The following is a 19,692-nucleotide window of genomic DNA, read 5'->3' as shown; positions in this document are numbered from 1 at the left end:
GGTGAGGAGGCCGGTGTCCCACGATGTCGTCCCTCCGGCGGAGGGCACGGTGCACCCGACAGGCGACGCTGACGGCTCGGTGACCGACCCGACAGGCGACGCGCCGGCCCGGGTGACGGGCAACGGCAACGGCTCCGGTCGGGCTCCCGGCGAGAGCGCGGTGAAGCCGACCAGCGGCCCGCCGAACGTCGAGGCGTCCCCTGGCGCCGATGGCGTCGTGGTGCCGTTCCCGACCGACGCGGGCATCGACCCGTCGCCCAGCGGCGGGTTCGGGCTGTCCAACGCGCCCACCGGTCGGCGGGTCCGGGCCCGGCTGGCCCGGTTCAACGCGCCCTGGCAGACCTCCCAGGTCAGCGAGGTGCTGGAGCCGCTCATCGCCAGCCACCGGGACAACCACCCCAAGGCGGACGCCCGGCTGCTCCAGCGCGCCTTCGACACGGCCGCGCGGTGGCACTCCGGGCAGTACCGCAAGTCCGGTGACCCCTACATCACCCACCCCCTTGCCGTGGCGACGATCCTCGGCAACCTGGGGATGGACACCACCACGCTGGTCGCCGCGCTGCTGCACGACACCATCGAGGACACCGAGTACACCCTCGACCAGATGCGCGCCGACTTCGGTGGCGAGGTCGCCCTGCTGGTCGACGGCGTCACCAAGCTCGACAAGGTCAAGCTGGGTGACGCGGCCAAGGCCGAGACGATCCGCAAGATGGTCGTGGCCATGGCCAAGGACCCGCGGGTGCTGGTGATCAAGCTGGCCGACCGGCTGCACAACATGCGCACCCTGACCTTCCTGCCCCGCCCCAAGCAGGAGCAGAAGGCCAAGGAGACCCTGGAGATCCTGGCGCCGCTGGCGCACCGGCTCGGTATGAACACGATCAAGTGGGAGCTGGAGGACCTGTCCTTCGGCACGCTGTTCCCGAAGCGCTACGAGGAGATCAACCGGCTGATCGGGGAGCACCAGCCGCAGCGCGAGGCGCTGCTGCGGCAGGTGACGCAGAAGGTGCAGACGGACCTGAAGGCCGCCAAGATCAAGGCGGAGACCACCGGGCGGCCGAAGCACCTCTACTCGATCTACCAGAAGATGATCGTGCGGGGTCGCGACTTCAACGACATCTACGACCTGGTCGGTGTACGGATCCTGGTCGACACGGTTCGGGACTGCTACGCGGCGCTGGGGGTCATCCACGCCAACTGGCAGCCGGTGCCGGGCCGGTTCAAGGACTACATCGCGATGCCCAAGTTCAACATGTACCAGTCGTTGCACACGACGGTCATCGGGCCCACCGGCAAGCCGGTGGAGATGCAGATCCGCACGTACGCGATGCACCGCACCGCTGAGTTCGGCATCGCCGCGCACTGGAAGTACAAGGAGCACAAGGGCACCCAGATCGTCGGCCCGCCCGCGCACATCGACGAGATGACCTGGCTGCGGCAGTTGCTCGACTGGCAGCGTGAGGCGGCCGACCCGAGCGAGTTCCTGGACGCGCTGCGCTTCGACCTGTCCAGCCAGGAGGTGTACGTCTTCACCCCGAAGGGTGACGTCATCCCGCTGCCGACCGGGTCGACGCCTGTGGACTTCGCGTACGCGGTGCACACCGAGGTGGGGCACAAGTGCATCGGCGCGCGGGTCAACGGCAAGCTGGTGCCGCTGGAATCGACGCTGTCCAACGGCGACGTGATCGAGATCTTCACGTCGAAGTCCGAGACGGCCGGCCCGACGCAGGACTGGTTGGGCTTCGTCAAGAGCCCTCGCGCCCGGACGAAGATCCGCCAGTACTTCAACAAGGAGCGGCGCGAGGAGGCGATCGAGGCCGGCAAGGACGCGATCGTCAAGGCGATGCGCAAGCAGGGCATGCCGTTGCAGCGGATGCTCACCTCCGACGCGCTCATGTCGATCGCGCGGGACCTGCACCTGGCCGATGTGGCGTCGCTCTACGCGGCGGTCGGCGACAGTCAGGTCTCCGCGCAGTCGGTGGTGCAGAAGCTGATGGCCGCGTACGGGGGCGAGGAGGGCGCGGCGGAGGACATCGCCGAGACCGCCGTCGCCACCCGGCCTCCACGCAGCCGGCAGAGCAGCAGCGACCCGGGCGTGGTGGTCCGGGGCGTCAGCGACGTCTGGATCAAGCTGGCCCGCTGCTGCACACCGGTCCCACCGGACTCGGTGTTCGGCTTCGTCACCCGCTCCGGCGGGGTGAGCGTGCACCGCGACGACTGCGCCAACGCCGAGGACCTGCGCGCGCAGAGCGAGCGGGTCGTCGAGGTGAGTTGGAAGCTCACCTCCGCGTCGACGTTCCTGGTCGCCATCCAGGTCGAGGCCCTGGACCGACACAAGCTGCTGGCCGACGTCACAAGGGTGCTCTCCGACGAACGGGTCAACATCCTCTCCGCGACCGTCACCACCACCCGTGACCGGGTGGCGGTGAGCCGGTTCAGCTTCGAGATGGCCGACCCGAAGCACCTGGGCCACCTGCTGGCCACGGTTCGCAAGGTCGACGGCGTCTTCGACGCCTACCGGGTCACCTCAGGCGCCTGAGCGCCCGTACCCCGTACCCTGGGAACACGACAGCGCCCGCCGGCTCAGCCGGCGGGCGCTTCGTCGTGCGCGTGGGGTCAGCCCTGCGGGTTGCTCATCGTGAGGTCCTTGATGATGACCTCCTTCTTCGGGTGGCCGCCGCCGGCCTGCTGGGCGAACGCCCCGTCGTCGCCGGCCTTGGCCACGTCCTTGACCAGGTCCATGCCGCCGGTGATGGTGCCCAGCACCGTGTACGCCGGGTCCAGCGGCGAGTCGCCGTAGACGATGAAGAACTGGCTGCCGGTGCTCCCCGGATCCTGCGACTTGGCCATCGCGATGACGCCCTCCGGGTACGGCGGGCGCTTGTCGGTGGGCAGGTTCTCCTCGGCCATGCGGTAGCTCGGGCCGCCCTGGCCGTCGGTGTCCCGCCAGCCGTTGCCGGTGGCGCTGGGGTCACCGCACTGCAACACCTTGATGCCCTCGCTCACGAGGCGGTGGCACTTGGTGTTGTCGAAGAAGTTCTTCTCCGCGAGGTAGGTGAAGCTGCCCGCCGTGCACGGCACCAGCGACCGGTCGACCTTGGCCGTGATCGGGCCGAGGTTGGTGTCGATCGTCATGGTCTGCACGCCCGTGGCGGACTGCTCGTTGCTCGGCACCCCCACGTCCTTGATCTGCGGGGGCCGCTGGTCGGTGGGCAGCGCGTTGTACGCGCACTCGGCCGCACCGGCCGCCGGCGCGGCGGTGTCGCTCTTGTCGTCGTCGCCGCCGAGGCTCACCGCCAGCCAGACGGTGCCGGCGACCACGAGCACCAGCGCGGCAGCCGCGCTGACGATCGCCGTCGTCTGCCGGCGCTTGCGGGCCTTGGCCGCGCGCTCGGCCATCTCCTTCTCGAGCCGGGCGCGTGCCGCCGCGCGCTGCCGCTCTCTGGTGGACGTCACGCCTGGATCCTCCTGGCTGTCTGCTGCTGGGTGCCGCTTGGGTTGTTGGTGGCGCCCGGTCAGCCGGCGCTCGGGCTGCTGGCCGGGGTGCCGGAGGCCGACGGAGCCGGTGCCGCACCGGTGACCGGCTCACCGACCGTGAGGCTCTGGATCGTCACATCGGTGCTGGGCTTGACCTTCGCCCCGGTCCCATTGTCCACGGTCGGGAGGGCGCCGATCTTCTCCACCACGTCAAGCCCGCCGGTCACCCGGCCGATGACCGGGTACTTCGGGTCGGCGGTGGTGAAGTCCTTGAAGAAGATCAGGAACTGGCTGCCGTTGCTGCCCGGCGGGTTGGAGACCATCGTCACCGTGCCCTTCGGGTACGTCGGCGGCTGGCCGGGGGCCGGACTGGCCGACGGCGACGCCGACGGCACGGTCGGCACCTCTTCGTCGTAGAACGAGTAGGTCGGCCCACCAAGACCCGTGCCGCTGGGGTCGCCGCAGCGCAGCGCGCCCTCGGCGGTGATCTCGTGGCACTTGGTGTTGTCGTAGAACGACCGGCTCGCCAGGTGGGCGATGCTCGCCGCCGCGCACGGAGAGTTGGTCAGGTTCAGTTCCGCGGTGATCGGCGCGCCCTGGTTGGTGGTCACTGTCATCGCCCGGGTGCCGTCGGTGGGCAGATCCTTGGTGGCCGGCGTGCCGACGTCCTTGAGGTTGGTGTTGGCCGTCGCGTCCTGCGGCGTCCAGAGGCAGGTGTCCTCCGCGGCCGTGTTCTGCTTCGGGTCGGAGTCGAAGGCCCCGAGCGCCCAGGCTGAGCCGGCCACGACCAGCACGAGGATCAGAGCGGCCCCGACTCCGGCCTGGATCTGCCGTCGGCGCCGCGTCGAGGCGGCCCGGCGGGCCAACTGCCGGTCGAGCTTGGCCCGCGCCAGTTTGCGCTGCCGGTCCCTGCTGGAAGCCACCGGTGCTCCCCTTTCCTCTACCTGGTCGTCGCCGGCGGCCGGTCGCCCCGGCCCGTCCGGGCGTCACGTGTGCCGCGCCACACGCCCGCCAGAGTGTACGGCTAGTGACTGGGAATGTGGTGTACGAGGTCCACCCCATCCCGAGCAGCGCTTATCGGAGGTTGTCACTGTGCCTGACGGGACGTGTGGGACGGACGCGGCAAACTCGCTCGGCCCGCCCGATAGGCTGCTGTGCAGGACGACAGCTGCTCGACGGAAAGGACAGCGCCTGTGCTCGTGGCCGGCTTTCCCGCGGACGCCTTCGGCACCAACTGCTACGTGGTTGCCATCGCGCCGGGGGAGCAGTGCGTGGTGGTCGACCCGGGCATCGGGGTGCTCGACCAGCTCGACGCGCTGCTCGCCGAGCACCGCCTGCATCCGGCCGCCGTGCTGCTCACCCACGGCCACCTCGACCACACCTTCTCGGTCGCGCCGGTCTGCGGCGCGCGCGGCATCACGGCGTACGTGCACCCCGGTGACCGGGAGATGCTGGCCGACCCGTCGAAGGGCCTCTCGACCGACCTGACGTCGCTCTTCGGCGGCCGGCTGAGCTACACCGAGCCGGAGGACGTGGCGGAGCTGACCGACGGCGCCACCCTCACACTCGCCGGCCTGGAGATCGCCGTCGACCATGCCCCGGGCCATACCGGCGGGTCGGTGCTGTTCCGGCTGCCGGGCGCCGGGTCGGGCTGGGAGGCTGACGAGCTGTGCCTCTCCGGTGACGTCCTCTTCGCCGGGTCGATCGGCCGCACCGACCTGCCGGGCGGGAGCATGCCGGCCATGCTCACCAGCCTGCGCGACAAGATTCTCCCGCTGGCCGACGACACCGTCGTGCTGCCCGGCCACGGCCCCAGCACCACCATCGGCCGCGAGCGCGCCAGCAACCCGTACCTCATCGAGGTGGCTGGCACGTCGCCGGCCGCTCCCACCCGGGGCCTCTAGATCTTCTGTCCGCGCCGCGCGCGGACCCACGACACCACCGCGCCACCGGCGCGGAACCGCAAGGAGTACGCCGATGAGCAAGCCCACGCCCATCTCCGGCTTCCCGGAGTGGACTCCCGGACAGCGGATGATCGAGCAGTTCGTGCTCGACCGGATCCGGGCCACCTTTGAGCTGTACGGCTTCGCGCCGCTGGAGACCCGCGCCGTGGAGCCGCTGGACCAGCTGCTGCGCAAGGGCGAGACCTCGAAGGAGGTCTACGTGATCCGGCGGCTGCACGCCGACGCCGAGGGTGCCGGTGGTGACGACCAGCTCGGCCTGCACTTCGACCTGACCGTGCCGTTCGCCCGGTACGTGTTGGAGAACGCCGGCAAGCTGAGCTTCCCGTTCCGCCGCTACCAGATCCAGAAGGTGTGGCGGGGAGAGCGGCCGCAGGAGGGCCGCTACCGGGAGTTCGTCCAGGCCGACATCGACATCGTCGACCGGGACACCCTGGCCGCGCACCACGAGGCGGAGATGCCGCTGGTCATCGGGGACGCGTTGCGCTCGTTGCCGATCCCACCGGTGACGATCCAGGTCAACAACCGCAAGATCTGCGAGGGTTTCTACCGGGGCATCGGGCTGACCGACCCGGAGGCGGCGCTGCGGGCCGTGGACAAACTCGACAAGATCGGCCCGGCGAAGGTGGCCGAGCTGCTGGCCCAGACCGCCGGGGCGAGCGAGGCGCAGGCCAAGGCGTGCCTGGCGCTGGCCGAGATCTCCGCCCCGGACGCCTCGTTCGCCGACGCCGTCCGGGCGCTCGGGGTGAGCGACCCGCTGCTCGACGAGGGCATCGAGGAGCTGGTCCGGGTGGTGGACACCGCCGCCGAGCACTCGCCCGGCCTCTGCGTGGCCGACCTGCGCATCGCCCGTGGGCTGGATTACTACACGGGCACCGTCTACGAGACCCAGCTGCGCGGCTACGAGCGCTTCGGCTCCATCTGCTCCGGCGGCCGGTACGACAATCTGGCCAGCGCCGGCGCTGTCTCGTACCCGGGGGTGGGGATCTCGATCGGTGTGACCCGGCTGCTCGGTCTGCTCTTCGGCGCGGGGGAGCTGTCGGTCTCGCGGGAGGTGCCGACCGCCGTGCTCGTCGCGGTGACCAGCGAGGAGCAGCGTACGGCCAGCAACCGGGTGGCCGAGGCGCTGCGGCGGCGTGGGGTGCCGACCGAGGTGTCGCCGAGCGCGGCGAAGTTCGGCAAGCAGATCCGTTACGCCGAGCGGCGCGGTATCCCGTACGTGTGGTTCCCCGGTGCCGAGGGGGCGCCGGACGAGGTGAAGGACATCCGCTCCGGTGAGCAGGTCACGGCCGGTGCGGGGGAGTGGACGCCACCCCCGGGAGACCTCAAACCCACTGTCGGGTGAGTGCCCCCACTGGCGCTGACGGCCGCGGGGACCTACGGTAGCGTAAGTTACGCCACCGTAGGGAGTTTCTCGTGACCGTCAGCACCACAGTGAGCCAGACCGCGCTGCTCGTCGAGTTGGAGCCGGTTGTCGCACGCAACCTGGACCGCCACCTCTCGCTCGCCAAGGAGTGGTTCCCGCACGAGTACGTGCCGTGGAGCGAGGGACGGACCTTCGACGGCCCGCTCGGCGGCGAGGCGTGGTCACCGACCGACTCCACCATCCCGGACGTGGCCCGCACCGCGCTGATCGTGAACCTGCTGACCGAGGACAACCTGCCCTCGTACCACCACGAGATCGCCACCCTGTTCGGTCGCGACGGCGCGTGGGGCACCTGGGTGCACCGGTGGACCGCCGAGGAGGGTCGGCACGGCGTCGCGATCCGCGACTACCTGACCGTCAGCCGGGCGGTCGACCCGGTGGCGTTGGAGCGGGCCCGGATGACGCACATGTCGGAGGGCTACACCAACGCCCACGGCGACGAGGTGCTGCACTCGCTGGCGTACGTCTCGTTCCAGGAGCTGGCCACCCGGATCTCGCACCGCAACACCGGCAAGGCCACCGGCGACCCCACCTGCGAGGCACTGCTGGCCCGGGTGGCCGCCGACGAGAACCTGCATATGGTCTTCTACCGCAACCTGCTCGCTGCGGCGTTCGAGCTGGCCCCGAGCCAGGCCATGCGGGCCGTCGCCGACGTGGTGGCCGACTTCCAGATGCCGGGCAGCGGCATCGACGGGTTCGCCCGCAAGTCGGTGGCGATCGCCCTGGCCGGCATCTACGACCTGCGCCAGCACCGCGACGAGGTGCTGCAGCCGGTCCTGCGTCAGTGGGACGTCTTCAACGTGACCGGCCTCAACGCCGACGGTGAGGCCGCCCGCGAGCAGCTCGCCGCCCAGCTGGAGAGCCTGGACCGCGCCGCGAGCCGCTTCGAGGAGAAGCGCGACGCCCGAGCCGCCCGCCTAGCCCTCCGCTGAAACCCACCCCACCCTGTCCCCCGGCACCAGCCTGTTGATCATGAAGTTGTTGCCACTCGCGTCGGCGTGTCGGGGCAATAACTTCATGATCAACTTGGGGAGGAGGTGGGGTCAGGGGAGGGGGAGTAGGAGGCAGGTGCTGGTGGCGTGGGCTACCAGGCGGTCGGTGGCGTCGGTGATGCGGGCCTCGGCCAGGGCCGTACGGCGGCCGCGTTGCAGCACGGTGCCCTCGCAGCGCAGGGTGCCGCTGTCGACGGTGACCGGGCGGAGGAACTTCACGTTGAGGTCCAGCGAGGTGTAGCCCACCCCGGCGGGCAGGGTGGTGTGCACGGCGCACGCCGCGGCGGTGTCCAGCAGGGTCGAGAGCACGCCACCGTGGACGCTGCCGAGCGGGTTGTAGTGGAACTCCTGTGGAGTCAGCTCGACGACGACCCGGCCCTCGTCGGCTTCCATCCTGGCCATGTCGAGAAGGTGCATCACCGGCGGCGCGGCCAGCTCGCCGGCGATCATCGCCCGGAGCATGTCGAGGCCGCTTCGCCGACCGACCTGGGCGGCGTTGGTCGCCGGGTCCGCCCACGTGAAGGTACGGCTGCGCGCTGGTTCCTGCGTCTGCGTCATGGACGCAGCCTGTCAGCCGGTTGCTGAGTCTGTCAACGAGATCTAGCCTGGTCGGATGCGACCCGCGGCTCTGGACTGGTCAGTGGAGAACTGCACCATCGCCCGCGCGATGGAGGTCCTCGGTGAGCGGTGGACTCTGGTGGTCCTCCGTGAGGTGTTCACCGGCGTACGCCGCTTCGACGACATGCGGGTACGCACCGGCATTCCGCGCCAGGTGCTGACCAATCGGCTCGCCACCCTGGTGGAGCAGGGCGTGCTCAGTCGCGAGCCGTACCGGGAGCCCGGCAGTCGGCTGCGCCACGAGTACCGGCTCACGGACAAGGGTCTGGACCTCTGGCCGGTGCTGGTCGCCGTCCTCGCCTGGGGCGACCGGTACCTCGCCGACGCTGAGGGCCCACCGCTGCGCGTCACGCACCGCAACTGCGGCGCCGAGGTACGCGCCGACCTGCGCTGCGCCGACGGTCACGACGTGGGGCGGCCACGTGACGTGGTACCCAGCCCGGGCCCCGGCGCCCGACGCCGTACCCCCTGACCCGACGAGGGCGCGCCCCACGCTGAGCGGCGACTCAGAGCAGGCATCGATGACCGTACGCGCCGAAAGTGCGGCGGTCGCCGATTGGGTGTGACGGTGGCTGTTCACCAGCGTGTCGGGGGTGTTGCGGCCGTGCGACCAGCCGAGGTCGACGAATTCGGGCGAATCCAAGCCTTGTTAATGATCTTAAGTATGTGAATACTTCAGTCTCAGCCGGCCGGTTTCCCCAGATCGGCCGCGTTGCCCTCGGGTCAGTCGCCCCCGGCAGACCCGCTCCCCCGCCCAGGAGGTTTGTTACATGCGACCCACGAGGTCCTCATTCCGCGTTGCGGCCACAGTCGCCGTTTCCGGAACCCTGGTCGTCGGCTCGCTCATCGGCGCGCCCGCCCAGGCCGCTCCTGCCGCGTCCCCCGACGCCGCCGCCGCGATCTCCGCGGAACTCGGCGACCGCTCCGCCGGCTCGTACATCGACGCCAGCGGCAAATCCGTCGTCACGGTGACCGACGCGGCCGCCGCCAGTAAGGCGAGCAAGGCCGGCGCCGTCGTCCGCTACGTCACCCGCGGTGCCGCCGAGCTCAACCGGGCCACCGCCGAGCTGGAGCGCTCCGCCAAGATCCCAGGCACCGCCTGGTGGAGTGACCCGGTCACCAACCAGGTCGTCGTCTCCGTCGACAGCACCGTCACCGGGGCCAAGCTGGAGCGGGTCAAGGCCGCCGCCGCGCGGGCCAACGGCGCGGTTCGGGTCGAGGCCGAGGCGGGCGTGCTGAGCACCCGGATCTCCGGCGGCCAGGCCATCTACGCCGGCGGGGGCGGGCGCTGCTCGCTCGGCTTCAACGTGCGCAGTGGCAGCACCTACTACTTCGTGACGGCTGGGCACTGCACCAACATCTCGGCCAGCTGGTACTCGAACTCCGGCCAGACCTCGCTGATCGGCACCCGTACCGGCACCAGCTTCCCGGGCAACGACTACGGCATCGTGCGGCACAGCAACTCGGCCAACGCCGCCGGCAACGTCTCCCTCTACAACGGCAGCTTCCGCGACATCACCGGCTCGGGCAACGCGTCGGTCGGCCAGTCGGTGCAGCGCTCCGGCAGCACCACCGGCCTGCGCAGCGGCTCGGTGAACGCGACCAACGCCACGGTGAACTACGCCGAGGGTTCGGTCTCCGGTCTGATCCGCACCAACGTCTGCGCCGAGCCGGGCGACAGCGGCGGCTCGCTCTTCGCCGGCGGCACCGCCCTGGGTATGACCTCCGGTGGTAGCGGCAACTGCCGCACCGGTGGGACGACCTACTTCCAGCCGGTCACCGAGGCGCTCAGCCGTTACGGCGTCAGCGTCTTCTGATCCACGCACCGCTCGCGGGCCGCCGGAACTCTCCGGCGGCCCGCGTCGCGTTGACAGCCACCGAACACGACGACGCTCAGCCGGGCCCGGACGGTCCCGGTCGGCCCCGGGAGACCAGCACGGCGGCCAGCGGTACGCCCGCCTCGGCGGCCGCCGCCAGCCGCTCGGTCAGCCCGATCCATGCTCCGTCGGTGAAGAGCTCGGCGGCGAACCAGCCCACCAGCGCGAGGAGGACCACCGCCGCCGCGAGCGCCAGCCGGCGTACGAAAGCCGGAGCGTGGTGGTGCTCGCGGTCGAGAGACGGCCTCGCGCGACGCGGCACCGCCAGGGCCGGCCAGACGGCCAACGCCCCGAACGCCACACCGGCGGCCACGGCGTGGGTCGTCGAGTCACCGGTCAGGTGCTGCGGGAACGCGCCCACGACCACTGTCGCCAGCCCGCCCAGTGCGAGTAGCGCTCGGCCCGCCGGTGCGGCGCCGACCAGGCCGAGCGCGGTCGTCAGATGGCAGAGGCCCAGGCCGACCAGCCCGACCGTCATGATCCAGCGATGGTCCGCACCCGTGGCGGCGAGCGCGCTGATGGTCTGCCGCACCGGGTCGAATCCGTCGGACTGGGCGGCCTGCGCCAGAGTCCAGCCGCCGACAAGGAACAGTGGTGCGCCGCCGGCTGACAGCAGGGCCCAACGGGGAACGGTGGACATCGGGCGATCGTAACGATGCGAGACCGAAGCCGCTTCCGGGCCGCATGCTCGGGCTGACCGGCCGCCGGTGCGGACGCTCGAACAGGCGCGGGCGACGGAAAGATCAGACGGGCCGCCGACTCACGGCAGCCGGTCGGGGCGCCCGGAAGCAGGCCCGCTCGGTGGTCCGAGGGGATCCGGGGGTACGACGCCGATGGTCGGCAGGTCCGGGCCGACGCGTACGGTGCCGCCGGTCGACCAGGCGAGGTACGCCCGCCGGGCGGAGAGAACCGCCAGCAGCGGCCAGAGGGAGACCGCCACCGCCGTCACCCGCTCGGCCAACCCCGTGCGGGAGCCACTGGTCACCTCGAACGCGCACCAGCCGAAGAGCGCGAGCAACACAAGCGTGGCGCTCAGCCCGACCGCCCGGCGGAACGCCCAGGGCGGCTCCGATCGGGTGGGGTGCTCGGTGTCGTGGCCGCGCGGCAGCCGCAGTGCCGAGCCGGCCGGCCAGAGCACCAGGGCGAGAACGGCCACCGTCGCCGCGACGCCGTGGCTGAGTGAACCGCCTACCGGCGGCCGGGGAAAGGCGACGAGCGCGATGGTGGCCACCCCACCGATCGCGAGCAGGAAACGGCTGGGCAGCCCGGCTGCGTGCAGGACGGCGGCGACCGACAGGTAGCAGCAGCCGAGCAGCACCAGGGCCACCACCATGATCCAGGCGTCGGTGGCGTCCTGTCCTGCCAACTCGCTGATGGTGTCCCGGACCGGGTCGTACCCGACGGGCTGTCGGGCCTCCGCCACCGTCCAACCGGCCACCAGCAGCACGGGTGCCGCCGCCGCCGTGGCGACGGCCCAGTTCGGTACGGGCCGCATTTCGCCACGTTAACCGGCTCGGCTGCCGGGGGAGTCGGGTTCGCGGGTCCACCCCACCAGCGAATCGTGCCGGCCTGCCGGGTGCCCGGAGGCGGGGCGGCCACCCCTGACAGAATGCGGGTGAGGACTGTTCCACGATGAGGAGTTGCCAGCCGTGATCCGTACCCACAATGCCGGAAGCCTGCGCGCCGCGGACGCCGGCTCGACGGTGACGCTCGCCGGCTGGGTGGCCCGCCGCCGCGACCACGGCGGGGTCATCTTCGTCGACCTGCGCGACGGTTCCGGTGTTGTCCAGGTGGTGTTCCGCGAGGAAGACGCGCACGCGCTGCGCAACGAGTTCTGCGTGAAGGTCGTCGGTGAGGTGACCCGCCGTCCGGCCGGCAACGAGAACCCGGAGCTGCCCACCGGCGAGGTCGAGGTGACCGTCGTCGAGCTGGAGGTGCTCTCCGAGGCGGCGCCGCTGCCGCTGCCGGTGGACGACCAGATCGAGGCCGGCGACGACATTCGACTCCGGTACCGCTACCTGGACCTGCGCCGCAGTGGCCCGGCGAACGCGCTGCGGCTGCGCTCGCGCGCCAGCCAGCTGGCCCGGGGCGTGCTGCACGAGCGGGACTTCCTGGAGATCGAGACGCCGACGCTGACCCGCTCGACGCCGGAGGGGGCCCGCGACTTCCTGGTGCCGGTGCGGCTTCAGCCCGGCAGCTGGTACGCGTTGCCGCAGTCGCCGCAGCTGTTCAAGCAGCTGCTGATGGTGGGCGGCATGGAGCGGTACTACCAGATCGCCCGCTGCTACCGCGACGAGGACTTCCGCGCCGACCGGCAGCCGGAGTTCACCCAGCTCGACATCGAGATGTCGTTCGTGACCGAGGACGACGTGATCGACCTTGGTGAGGCGATCGTCTCGGCGCTGTGGAAGGACCTGGCCGGGCACGAGATCAGCCGTCCGATCCCGCGGATCACCTGGCACGACGCGATGGCACGGTACGGCTCGGACAAGCCGGACCTGCGCTACGGCGTCGAGCTGACCGAGCTGACCGAGTACCTGCGCGGCACCGAGTTCCGGGTCTTCGCCGGGGCCATCGACGGGGGCGGGTACGTCGGCGCGGTGGTGATGCCGGGCGGCGCGGCGCAGAGCCGCAAGGAGCTGGACGGCTGGCAGGACTGGGCGAAGGCGCGTGGCGCGCGCGGTCTGGCGTATGTGGTGCTGGACGCGGAGACCGGCGAGGCACGTGGCCCGGTGGCGAAGAACCTCTCCGCCGAGCACCTGGGCGGGCTCGCCGACGCGGTCGGCGCGAAGCCGGGTGACGCGGTCTTCTTCGCCGCGAGCGCCACCACCCGGGAGGCACAGGAGCTGCTCGGGGCGGCCCGCGTCGAGATCGCCAAGCGGTCCGGCCTGATCGACGAGAGCGCCTGGGCGTTCTGCTGGGTGGTCGACGCGCCGATGTTCGAGCGCACGGACGAGGGCGGTTGGACGGCCGTGCACCACCCGTTCACCTCGCCGAACTCGGAGTGGGTCGACCGGTTCGAGGAGGCTCCGGACCGGGCCCTGGCGTACGCGTACGACATCGTCTGCAACGGCAACGAGATCGGCGGCGGGTCGATCCGTATCCACCGGGGTGACGTGCAGAAGCGGGTCTTCGACCTGCTCGGCATCACCCCCGAGGAGGCGCAGGACAAGTTCGGCTTCCTGCTGGAGGCGTTCAAGTACGGCGCTCCGCCGCACGGCGGCATCGCCTTCGGCTGGGACCGGGTCTGCATGCTGCTCGCCGGCGCGGACTCGATCCGTGAGGTCATCGCGTTCCCGAAGACCCGGGGCGGCTTCGACCCGCTGACCAGTGCTCCCACCCCGATCACCGCACAGCAGCGCACCGAGGCCGGCATCGACGCCAAGCCCAAGCCGGCCGCGGCGGCCCACACCGGCACCGCCGGCCCCGCAGCCCCGGTAGCCGACCCGGTCTGAGGCACCCCCACCCGCCCTTCGCTTGGTTGATCAAGAGGTTTGCGTCATCATCGCCCGGCGAGATGACGCAAACCTCTTGATCGTCGGTGGGGGAGTGGGTTCAGATGCGGTTGCTTGTCGTCGGGGGCAGTGGGTTTCTGGGGCGAGAGGTGTGTCGGCGGGGCCTCGACGCCGGGTTCACGGTCGTCGGTACGTTCCACGGCGGTGAGATCGCCGTGCCGGGAGTCGCAGCACGGCGGCTGGACGTGACCGATCTGGCCGCGGTGCGCGCGCTGGTCGCCGAGGTGCGCCCGGACGCCGTGGTCGGGACCCCCTACCGGTACGACGACTGGGCGGTCACCGCCGACGGGGCAGCGAACGTGGCGGTCGCCGCCGCCGAGGCGGGCGCCCGGCTGGTGCACGTGTCCAGCGACGCGCTGCATGCCGGCCGTCCCACTCCGTACGCCGACGACGATCCGCCCACCCCGGTGCACGCGTACGGTGCCGCGAAGGCCGCCGCCGAGACCGCTGTGCGGGCGATCGACCCCAGCGCGGCGGTGGTTCGCACCTCGCTGATCCTGGGGGAGGGCAGCAAACAGATCCAGCTCTGCCGGGACGCGCTCGCCGGCCGGGCCACCCTGTTCAGCGACGAGCTGCGCTGCCCGGTCGACGTGACCGACCTCGCCGACGCCGTGCTGGAGTTGGTCGTCTCGTCGTACGCCGGTGTGCTCAACGTGGCCGGTCCCGACGCGGTGAGCCGGGCCGAGCTGGGTCTGCTGGTCGCCGGCCGGGACGGCCTGGACGCGGCCGGGTTGAAGACCGCCACCAGCGCGGCCACCGGTGTGGTCCGACCGCTGGATGTCCGCCTGGACTCCTCTCGCGCGACCGGCCTGCTGCGAACCCGGCTGCGCGGGGTGCGCGAACTCCTGGCGTCTGAGAACGGCACTCCCGCCGACCCAGCACCTGTGCACACTTCTTATGCACAACTCTTGTGCATAAGAAGTGTGCAGAGATAGTGTGCACTCATGGAGAGTTCCCCACCCGCCGAGCACAGCGAGCACCGCCGCGTCGATCTGGACGCGCGGCAGGTTCGGGTGCTGGCTCACCCGCTACGGATGCGGCTGCTCGGCTCGCTGCGCATCGACGGCCCGGCCACCGCGACGGCCCTCGCCGAGAAACTGGGCACCAACACCGGCGCGACCAGCTACCACCTGCGGCAACTCGCCGAGGTGGGGCTGGTGGCCGAGGATCCGGACCGGGGCGCCGGTCGGCAGCGATGGTGGCAGGCCGCGCACGACATGAGCCACTTCGAGCCCACCGACTTCGACGACGACCCGGACGCCCGCGCCGCGGTGCAGTGGATCCAGGCCGACCAGGTGCGGCTGATGGGTGAGCTGGCCGAGCGGTGGATGGCCGTCGAGCACACTCAGTCTTCCGCCTGGCGCGACGCCGCGGGGATGGGCGACATGGTGCTGCCGCTCGACCCTGCCCGACTGCGTGCGCTCAACGACGACCTGTTGGCGGTGCTCCTTCGCTACCGCGACGAAGCCGTCCGCGACGCCCCGGACGTCAAGCCCGTGCACGTCTTCCTGGCCGGTTTCCCGCGTCTGGACCAGCGATGGTGAACGCGAGCAGCGCGCAGGTCGGGCCGGCCCAGCAGCCGCGAATCGAGGAGGCACTGTGAGCACGTTGACCGTACGTCAGGTTCGGCGTCGTTACCTCACGCTCTACGGCCTGCGCTGGCTGCCCACGGGTCTGATGATCCCGGTGATGATCCTGCTGATGCAGGAGCGCGGCCTGTCGCTGCCGCAGATCGGCCTGGTCGGCACGGCGCAGGGGCTGCTGGTGCTGGCACTGGAGCTGCCCACCGGTGGGCTGGCCGACGCGCTCGGTCGTCGACCGGTGCTGCTCGCCGCCGGCGTGCTCAATCTCGCCTCGCTGGCCCTGTTCGCGGTGGCCGACTCGTTCTGGCTGTTCTTCGTGGTCTGGGCTCTGCAGGGCATCTACCGGGCGTTGGACAGCGGCCCGTTGGAGTCCTGGTACGTCGACGCCACGCTGGCCGCCGACCCGGAGGCCGAGTACGAGCGTGGCCTGGGCTACGCCGGCACCGTCGTCGGCGGCGCCATCGGCGGAGGCGCGCTGGTCAGCGGTGGTCTCATCGCACTCGGCCCGATCGGGCCGGTCAGCGCGCTCACGGTGCCCGTGTTGGCCGCCATCGTGGCGCAGGCGGCGGCGCTCGTCGCGCTCGTGGTGCTGCTGGTCGAGGAGCGGCCAGCCACCGGGGTCGCGGCGCTGCGCGCCTCGGTGGTGCAGGCGCCCCGGATGATCAGTCAGGCCGTCGGGCTGCTGCGTCGTTCCCGGGTGCTGCTGGCGTTGGTGGCCGTCGAGCTGTTCTGGGGCTTCGGCATGGTCACCTTCGAGTCGCTGCTGCCGGTCCGACTCGCCGAGGTGATCGGTGATCCGGAACGCGCCGCGGTGCTGCTCGGGCCGGCGAACTCGGCCGCCTGGCTCGCCTCGGCCGCCGGCGCGGCACTGACCCCACTGCTGCTGCGCTGGTTCGGCGCCGCTCCGGGTGCGGCCCTGCTCCGCGTCCTGCAGGGCGTGACTGTGGTCGGGATGGGGTTGTTCGCCGGGCCGGTCGGCGTGCTGGTGGCCTACCTCGCCTGCTACGCGGTGCACGGCGCGTCCAACCCGTTGCACAGTGGGCTGCTGCACCGGCAGGTCGACGGCCCGTACCGGACCAGCGTGCTCTCGCTGAACTCGATGATGGGGCAACCGGCCGGTGCGCTCGGCGGGGTGGTGCTCACCGCGCTCGCCGCCGCCACCAGCGTCAGCACCGCGATGGTGGTCGGCGCTGTGGTGTTGGCCGTCGCCGCCCCGCTCTACCTGCCCGCCTGGCTGGCCGGCCGTCGGGCCGCCCCGGCCGGCGAGCCGACCGCGGTCCCTGTGCCCGCCACCGACCGTTGGCGATAGCCCCCTCGCCTGGCCGGACGGCGGGCCGGTCAGGCGAGGCGGATCGAGCTGAGCGGGAGGGTGTTGGTGTAGCCGAGCCGACGGTAGAGCCTCCCCGCACCGACGTTGTGCGTGTAGACGCCGAGCCCGACCAGGTCGTGACGTGCCAGCAGCGCCCGGGTCATCCCGGCGGTCAGGGACGCGCCCAGCCCCCGACCACGTTGGTCGGGGGCGACGGTCAGGCCGGCCAGGAAGCCGATGTCCCCCTGGCTGCGGTCCGCGCCGCACGCCACCAACCGGTTGTCGGCCCAAATGCCGTACCAGTCGACCACCCGTGGGTCGCCCGGCCGCGAGGTGCTGGTGGGGAACGACTCTTCGACCAGTGCCGCCAGCGCCGGCTGGTCGGCGGCGGTGAGGCGGACCACTGGTTGTTCGTCCGGCTGCGCCGGCGGCGCCGTGTCGGTCCAGTGGAAGTCCCAGTCGCTGTGTTCGGTCACCGCCAGCCGGTCGACCAGCAGACCGCGATCGTGTCGAGGCAGGTGCAGGTGCTGTCCGGACTGGAACATCCCGTCGGCGGCGAGGGCGACACAGATCTCCAGCGCCGGCTCGGCCGGGCCGATCGCGCAGCCGGCCGGCCCGTGTCCCGGCGGCACCACCCACAGCACGGCACCGCCACGCTGGTACGCGTGCACCGGCCCGGCCCGTCCGAGGGCGTGCCGGGCGAACGGGTGGTGCCCGACGGCGGCCAGGACGGCGCTCCGGTCCTGGAGCACCTGGTCGTCGGTGATCATGTGGTCCAGCCTAGGAGCCGGGGGTCGAATGCCTCCGCCGGGCCGTCGCGGCGTGGCCACCTCCACCGTGGAGATTGGCGAGTCGACCGATTGGGTACATCACGCGCCGACCTACTGGGAACCCCCACCGGAGGACCGACATGCTCGCCATTCTCGCGGCCATCGTCTTTGGCTTTGCTCTGCTGCTCGACCTGCTCGGCACCGACTTCGGAGCGCCGGACCTGTTCAACTGGAACACCCTCGTACTCATCGGGCTGCTTCTGCTCTCGCTCTACCTGGCCGGCGTGGGCAGCGGCCCGCGCGGCGGTGGCGGCGGCCGCTGGTACCGGGGCCGTCGCCCCGGGCGTGGCTGACCGGAACCGATCACCGGTGGCGGGCCCGCGGCGCGATTCCGGCGTCGTGGGCCCGGCCCGGTACTGTCTTCGTGATGGAGTCCGACGCCCTCTTCTCCCTCGGTGAACCCGCCGGGTCGCGCAGCGCGCCCGACGGTCCCGCCGGTGTCGACGGCTTCACCGCGGTGGCCGACGATTCGCCCCTGCCCGTCCGGATGCGCCCGGTGACCCTCGACGAGTTGGTCGGGCAGGAGCACCTGCTCGCTCCCGGCGCACCCCTGCGGCAACTGGTCTCCGGCGGGGCTCCGATGTCGGTGATCCTCTGGGGCCCGCCGGGCAGCGGCAAGACCACGATCGCGCACCTGGTGGCCGGGGCCACCGACCGCCGCTTCGTCGCCATGTCGGCGCTCTCCGCCGGCGTGAAGGACGTAAGGGCGGTGATCGAGGCGGCTCGCCGCCAGCGTCGTTCCGGTGGCCCGCAGACCGTGCTCTTCATCGACGAGGTGCACCGCTTCAGCAAGACCCAACAGGATTCGCTGCTCGCCGCCGTCGAGGACCGCACTGTCACCCTGCTGGCGGCGACCACCGAGAACCCGTACTTCTCGGTCATCTCACCGCTGCTGTCGCGGTGCGTGCTGCTCACCCTCCAACCGTTGGACGACGAGGCGGTGCGGGGCCTGCTGCGCCGCGCGGTCGCCGACAAGCGTGGCCTGGACGGCGCGCTGGTGCTGACCACCGAGGCCGAGGATCACCTGGTCCGGCTGGCCGCCGGTGACGTCCGTAAGGCACTCACCGCCCTGGAGGCGGCGGCCGCCTCCGCGACGGCCCTCGGCGGCGGGCGGATCGACCTCGCCACCGCCGAGCAGGCCGTCGACGTGGCGGCGGTGCGCTACGACCGCGACGGCGACGCCCACTACGACGTGGTCAGCGCCTTCATCAAGAGCATGCGCGGCTCGGACGTGGACGCTGCGGTGCACTGGCTGGCCCGCATGCTGGTCGCCGGTGAGGACGCCCGATTCATCGCCCGTCGCCTGGTCATCTTCGCCAGCGAGGACGTGGGCATGGCCGACCCCGGTGCGCTGAGCGTGGCGACGGCCGCCGCGCACGCGGTCGAGTACGTCGGGTTGCCCGAAGCACAGCTCAACCTCGCCCAAGCGGTGATCCACCTGGCCACCGCGCCGAAGTCGAACTCGGCCACCACCGCCATCGGCGCCGCCATCGCCGACGTCCGGGCCGGTCGCGGTGGCCCGGTGCCGCGAGGGCTGCGCGACGCGCACTACTCCGGCGCCCGAGGGCTGGGCCACGGAACCGGCTACCGCTACCCGCACGACGACCAGCGCGGCGTGGTCACCCAGCAGTACGTCCCGGACGACCTGGTGGGCACCGACTACTACCAGCCCAGCCCGCACGGCGCGGAGCGGGCGGTGGCCACCAGGTTGCCGCTGCTGCGCCGGATCGTGCGTGGTCTGCCGGCTCCGGCCGTGCGCCCGCAGACGCCGACATCCGAGCCGTCCGTAACGGCGCAGACCGCGCCAGCGCTATCCCCGGGGGCCGCCCGTCCGACGACGGGCACGGATGCCCCCGGCACGATGCAGGACAGCGGCACCGACGCCGCAGGAGAGGGTCAACAGTGAGATCGCGTGGTGGGGACCGCCCGGACGAGGGCCCGGACGAGCGGCGCGATCCCCGCGCCAAGACCCGCCGTTGGGGTCGCGGCCGGGCTGCTGAGCCCGAGCCGGAGGAGCCGGTCGCCGGCGAGGAGTTCGGCTGGATCGACGATCTTCGTTCGGCCAAGCAGCAACGCACCGAGCTGGGCCCGGACGGCGCTCCGGCGG

General features: G+C 71.6%; 18 protein-coding genes. 12 read left to right on the top strand and 6 right to left on the bottom strand.

Features of this window, described 5'->3' with window-relative positions:
• Nucleotides 1–13 precede the first annotated feature (13 nt).
• Nucleotides 14–2,536 carry a bifunctional (p)ppGpp synthetase/guanosine-3',5'-bis(diphosphate) 3'-pyrophosphohydrolase gene (locus AB0B68_RS15095; RefSeq protein WP_357199593.1) on the top strand — a complete coding sequence of 841 codons (2,523 nt, stop codon included), beginning with the start codon at nucleotides 14–16 and terminating at the stop codon, nucleotides 2,534–2,536.
• A 77-nt stretch (nucleotides 2,537–2,613) separates the two neighbouring features.
• Here AB0B68_RS15095 and AB0B68_RS15090 read toward each other — a convergent pair whose 3' ends face one another.
• Together AB0B68_RS15090 and AB0B68_RS15085 are read right to left on the bottom strand one after the other, a co-directional pair.
• Nucleotides 2,614–3,453, bottom strand: coding sequence for a peptidylprolyl isomerase (locus tag AB0B68_RS15090; RefSeq protein WP_355009236.1), 840 nt, complete (start codon nucleotides 3,451–3,453; stop codon nucleotides 2,614–2,616).
• A 59-nt stretch (nucleotides 3,454–3,512) separates the two neighbouring features.
• A complete protein-coding gene (locus AB0B68_RS15085; RefSeq protein WP_357206832.1) occupies nucleotides 3,513–4,397 on the bottom strand; it encodes a peptidylprolyl isomerase in 885 nt (294 codons plus the stop codon).
• Between the two features lie 270 nt (nucleotides 4,398–4,667).
• On the opposite strand from AB0B68_RS15085, the gene AB0B68_RS15080 reads away from it, so the two are divergent.
• The 3 genes from AB0B68_RS15080 (at nucleotide 4,668) to AB0B68_RS15070 (ending at nucleotide 7,793) form a co-directional block, all read left to right on the top strand.
• Nucleotides 4,668–5,378: an MBL fold metallo-hydrolase gene (locus AB0B68_RS15080; RefSeq protein ID WP_357260360.1), complete on the top strand. Its 711-nt coding sequence runs from the start codon at nucleotides 4,668–4,670 to the stop codon at nucleotides 5,376–5,378.
• A gap of 73 nt (nucleotides 5,379–5,451) precedes the next feature.
• Nucleotides 5,452–6,780, top strand: a complete 1,329-nt coding sequence (gene hisS, locus AB0B68_RS15075) for a histidine--tRNA ligase (RefSeq protein WP_357260357.1) — start codon at nucleotides 5,452–5,454, stop codon at nucleotides 6,778–6,780.
• A 71-nt stretch (nucleotides 6,781–6,851) separates the two neighbouring features.
• Nucleotides 6,852–7,793 (top strand): acyl-ACP desaturase, encoded by a 942-nt coding sequence (locus AB0B68_RS15070; protein WP_357206828.1) that lies wholly within the window; start codon nucleotides 6,852–6,854, stop codon nucleotides 7,791–7,793.
• Nucleotides 7,794–7,904: 111 nt separating this feature from the next.
• Here AB0B68_RS15070 and AB0B68_RS15065 read toward each other — a convergent pair whose 3' ends face one another.
• Nucleotides 7,905–8,411 (bottom strand): PaaI family thioesterase, encoded by a 507-nt coding sequence (locus AB0B68_RS15065; protein ID WP_355009233.1) that lies wholly within the window; start codon nucleotides 8,409–8,411, stop codon nucleotides 7,905–7,907.
• A gap of 55 nt (nucleotides 8,412–8,466) precedes the next feature.
• Here AB0B68_RS15065 and AB0B68_RS15060 point away from each other — a divergent pair, with 55 nt between their 5' ends.
• Both AB0B68_RS15060 and AB0B68_RS15055 read left to right on the top strand, forming a co-directional pair.
• Nucleotides 8,467–8,943 (top strand): helix-turn-helix domain-containing protein, encoded by a 477-nt coding sequence (locus AB0B68_RS15060; protein ID WP_357206825.1) that lies wholly within the window; start codon nucleotides 8,467–8,469, stop codon nucleotides 8,941–8,943.
• Between the two features lie 298 nt (nucleotides 8,944–9,241).
• Nucleotides 9,242–10,288 carry a S1 family peptidase gene (locus AB0B68_RS15055; protein ID WP_357206823.1) on the top strand — a complete coding sequence of 349 codons (1,047 nt, stop codon included), beginning with the start codon at nucleotides 9,242–9,244 and terminating at the stop codon, nucleotides 10,286–10,288.
• 76 nt (nucleotides 10,289–10,364) lie between these two features.
• On the opposite strand, the gene AB0B68_RS15050 is transcribed toward AB0B68_RS15055, so the two are convergent.
• Together AB0B68_RS15050 and AB0B68_RS15045 are read right to left on the bottom strand one after the other, a co-directional pair.
• Entirely contained in the window at nucleotides 10,365–10,988 is a 624-nt protein-coding gene (locus AB0B68_RS15050) for a DUF998 domain-containing protein (protein ID WP_357206821.1), read from the bottom strand.
• A gap of 120 nt (nucleotides 10,989–11,108) precedes the next feature.
• Entirely contained in the window at nucleotides 11,109–11,843 is a 735-nt protein-coding gene (locus tag AB0B68_RS15045) for a DUF998 domain-containing protein (protein WP_357206819.1), read from the bottom strand.
• 154 nt (nucleotides 11,844–11,997) lie between these two features.
• Between AB0B68_RS15045 and aspS the strand changes: the two genes are divergently transcribed.
• The 4 genes from aspS to AB0B68_RS15025 all read left to right on the top strand — a co-directional run bounded on the left by aspS (nucleotide 11,998) and on the right by AB0B68_RS15025 (nucleotide 16,755).
• Nucleotides 11,998–13,803, top strand: coding sequence for an aspartate--tRNA ligase (gene aspS / locus AB0B68_RS15040; protein WP_357206817.1), 1,806 nt, complete (start codon nucleotides 11,998–12,000; stop codon nucleotides 13,801–13,803).
• 104 nt (nucleotides 13,804–13,907) lie between these two features.
• Nucleotides 13,908–14,798 (top strand): sugar nucleotide-binding protein, encoded by an 891-nt coding sequence (locus AB0B68_RS15035; RefSeq protein ID WP_357196136.1) that lies wholly within the window; start codon nucleotides 13,908–13,910, stop codon nucleotides 14,796–14,798.
• 9 nt (nucleotides 14,799–14,807) lie between these two features.
• Nucleotides 14,808–15,407, top strand: a complete 600-nt coding sequence (locus AB0B68_RS15030; protein WP_357196138.1) for a helix-turn-helix domain-containing protein — start codon at nucleotides 14,808–14,810, stop codon at nucleotides 15,405–15,407.
• 55 nt (nucleotides 15,408–15,462) lie between these two features.
• Entirely contained in the window at nucleotides 15,463–16,755 is a 1,293-nt protein-coding gene (locus AB0B68_RS15025; protein WP_357196141.1) for an MFS transporter, read from the top strand.
• A gap of 29 nt (nucleotides 16,756–16,784) precedes the next feature.
• On the opposite strand, the gene AB0B68_RS15020 is transcribed toward AB0B68_RS15025, so the two are convergent.
• Nucleotides 16,785–17,525 (bottom strand): GNAT family N-acetyltransferase, encoded by a 741-nt coding sequence (locus tag AB0B68_RS15020; protein WP_357196144.1) that lies wholly within the window; start codon nucleotides 17,523–17,525, stop codon nucleotides 16,785–16,787.
• Nucleotides 17,526–17,665: 140 nt separating this feature from the next.
• Between AB0B68_RS15020 and AB0B68_RS15015 the strand changes: the two genes are divergently transcribed.
• On the top strand, nucleotides 17,666–17,878 hold the full coding sequence (locus tag AB0B68_RS15015; RefSeq protein WP_124855015.1) for a hypothetical protein: 213 nt from the start codon (nucleotides 17,666–17,668) through the stop codon (nucleotides 17,876–17,878).
• A gap of 74 nt (nucleotides 17,879–17,952) precedes the next feature.
• Nucleotides 17,953–19,491 carry a replication-associated recombination protein A gene (locus tag AB0B68_RS15010; protein WP_357196148.1) on the top strand — a complete coding sequence of 513 codons (1,539 nt, stop codon included), beginning with the start codon at nucleotides 17,953–17,955 and terminating at the stop codon, nucleotides 19,489–19,491.
• Nucleotides 19,492–19,692: the final 201 nt, after the last annotated feature.

This window comes from Micromonospora sp. NPDC049049 (genome assembly GCF_040649115.1).
Taxonomy (GTDB): Bacteria; Actinomycetota; Actinomycetes; order Mycobacteriales; family Micromonosporaceae; genus Micromonospora.
The sequence above is the reverse complement of the archived record's forward strand: the minus strand, read 5'-3'. Positions and strand labels throughout refer to the sequence as shown.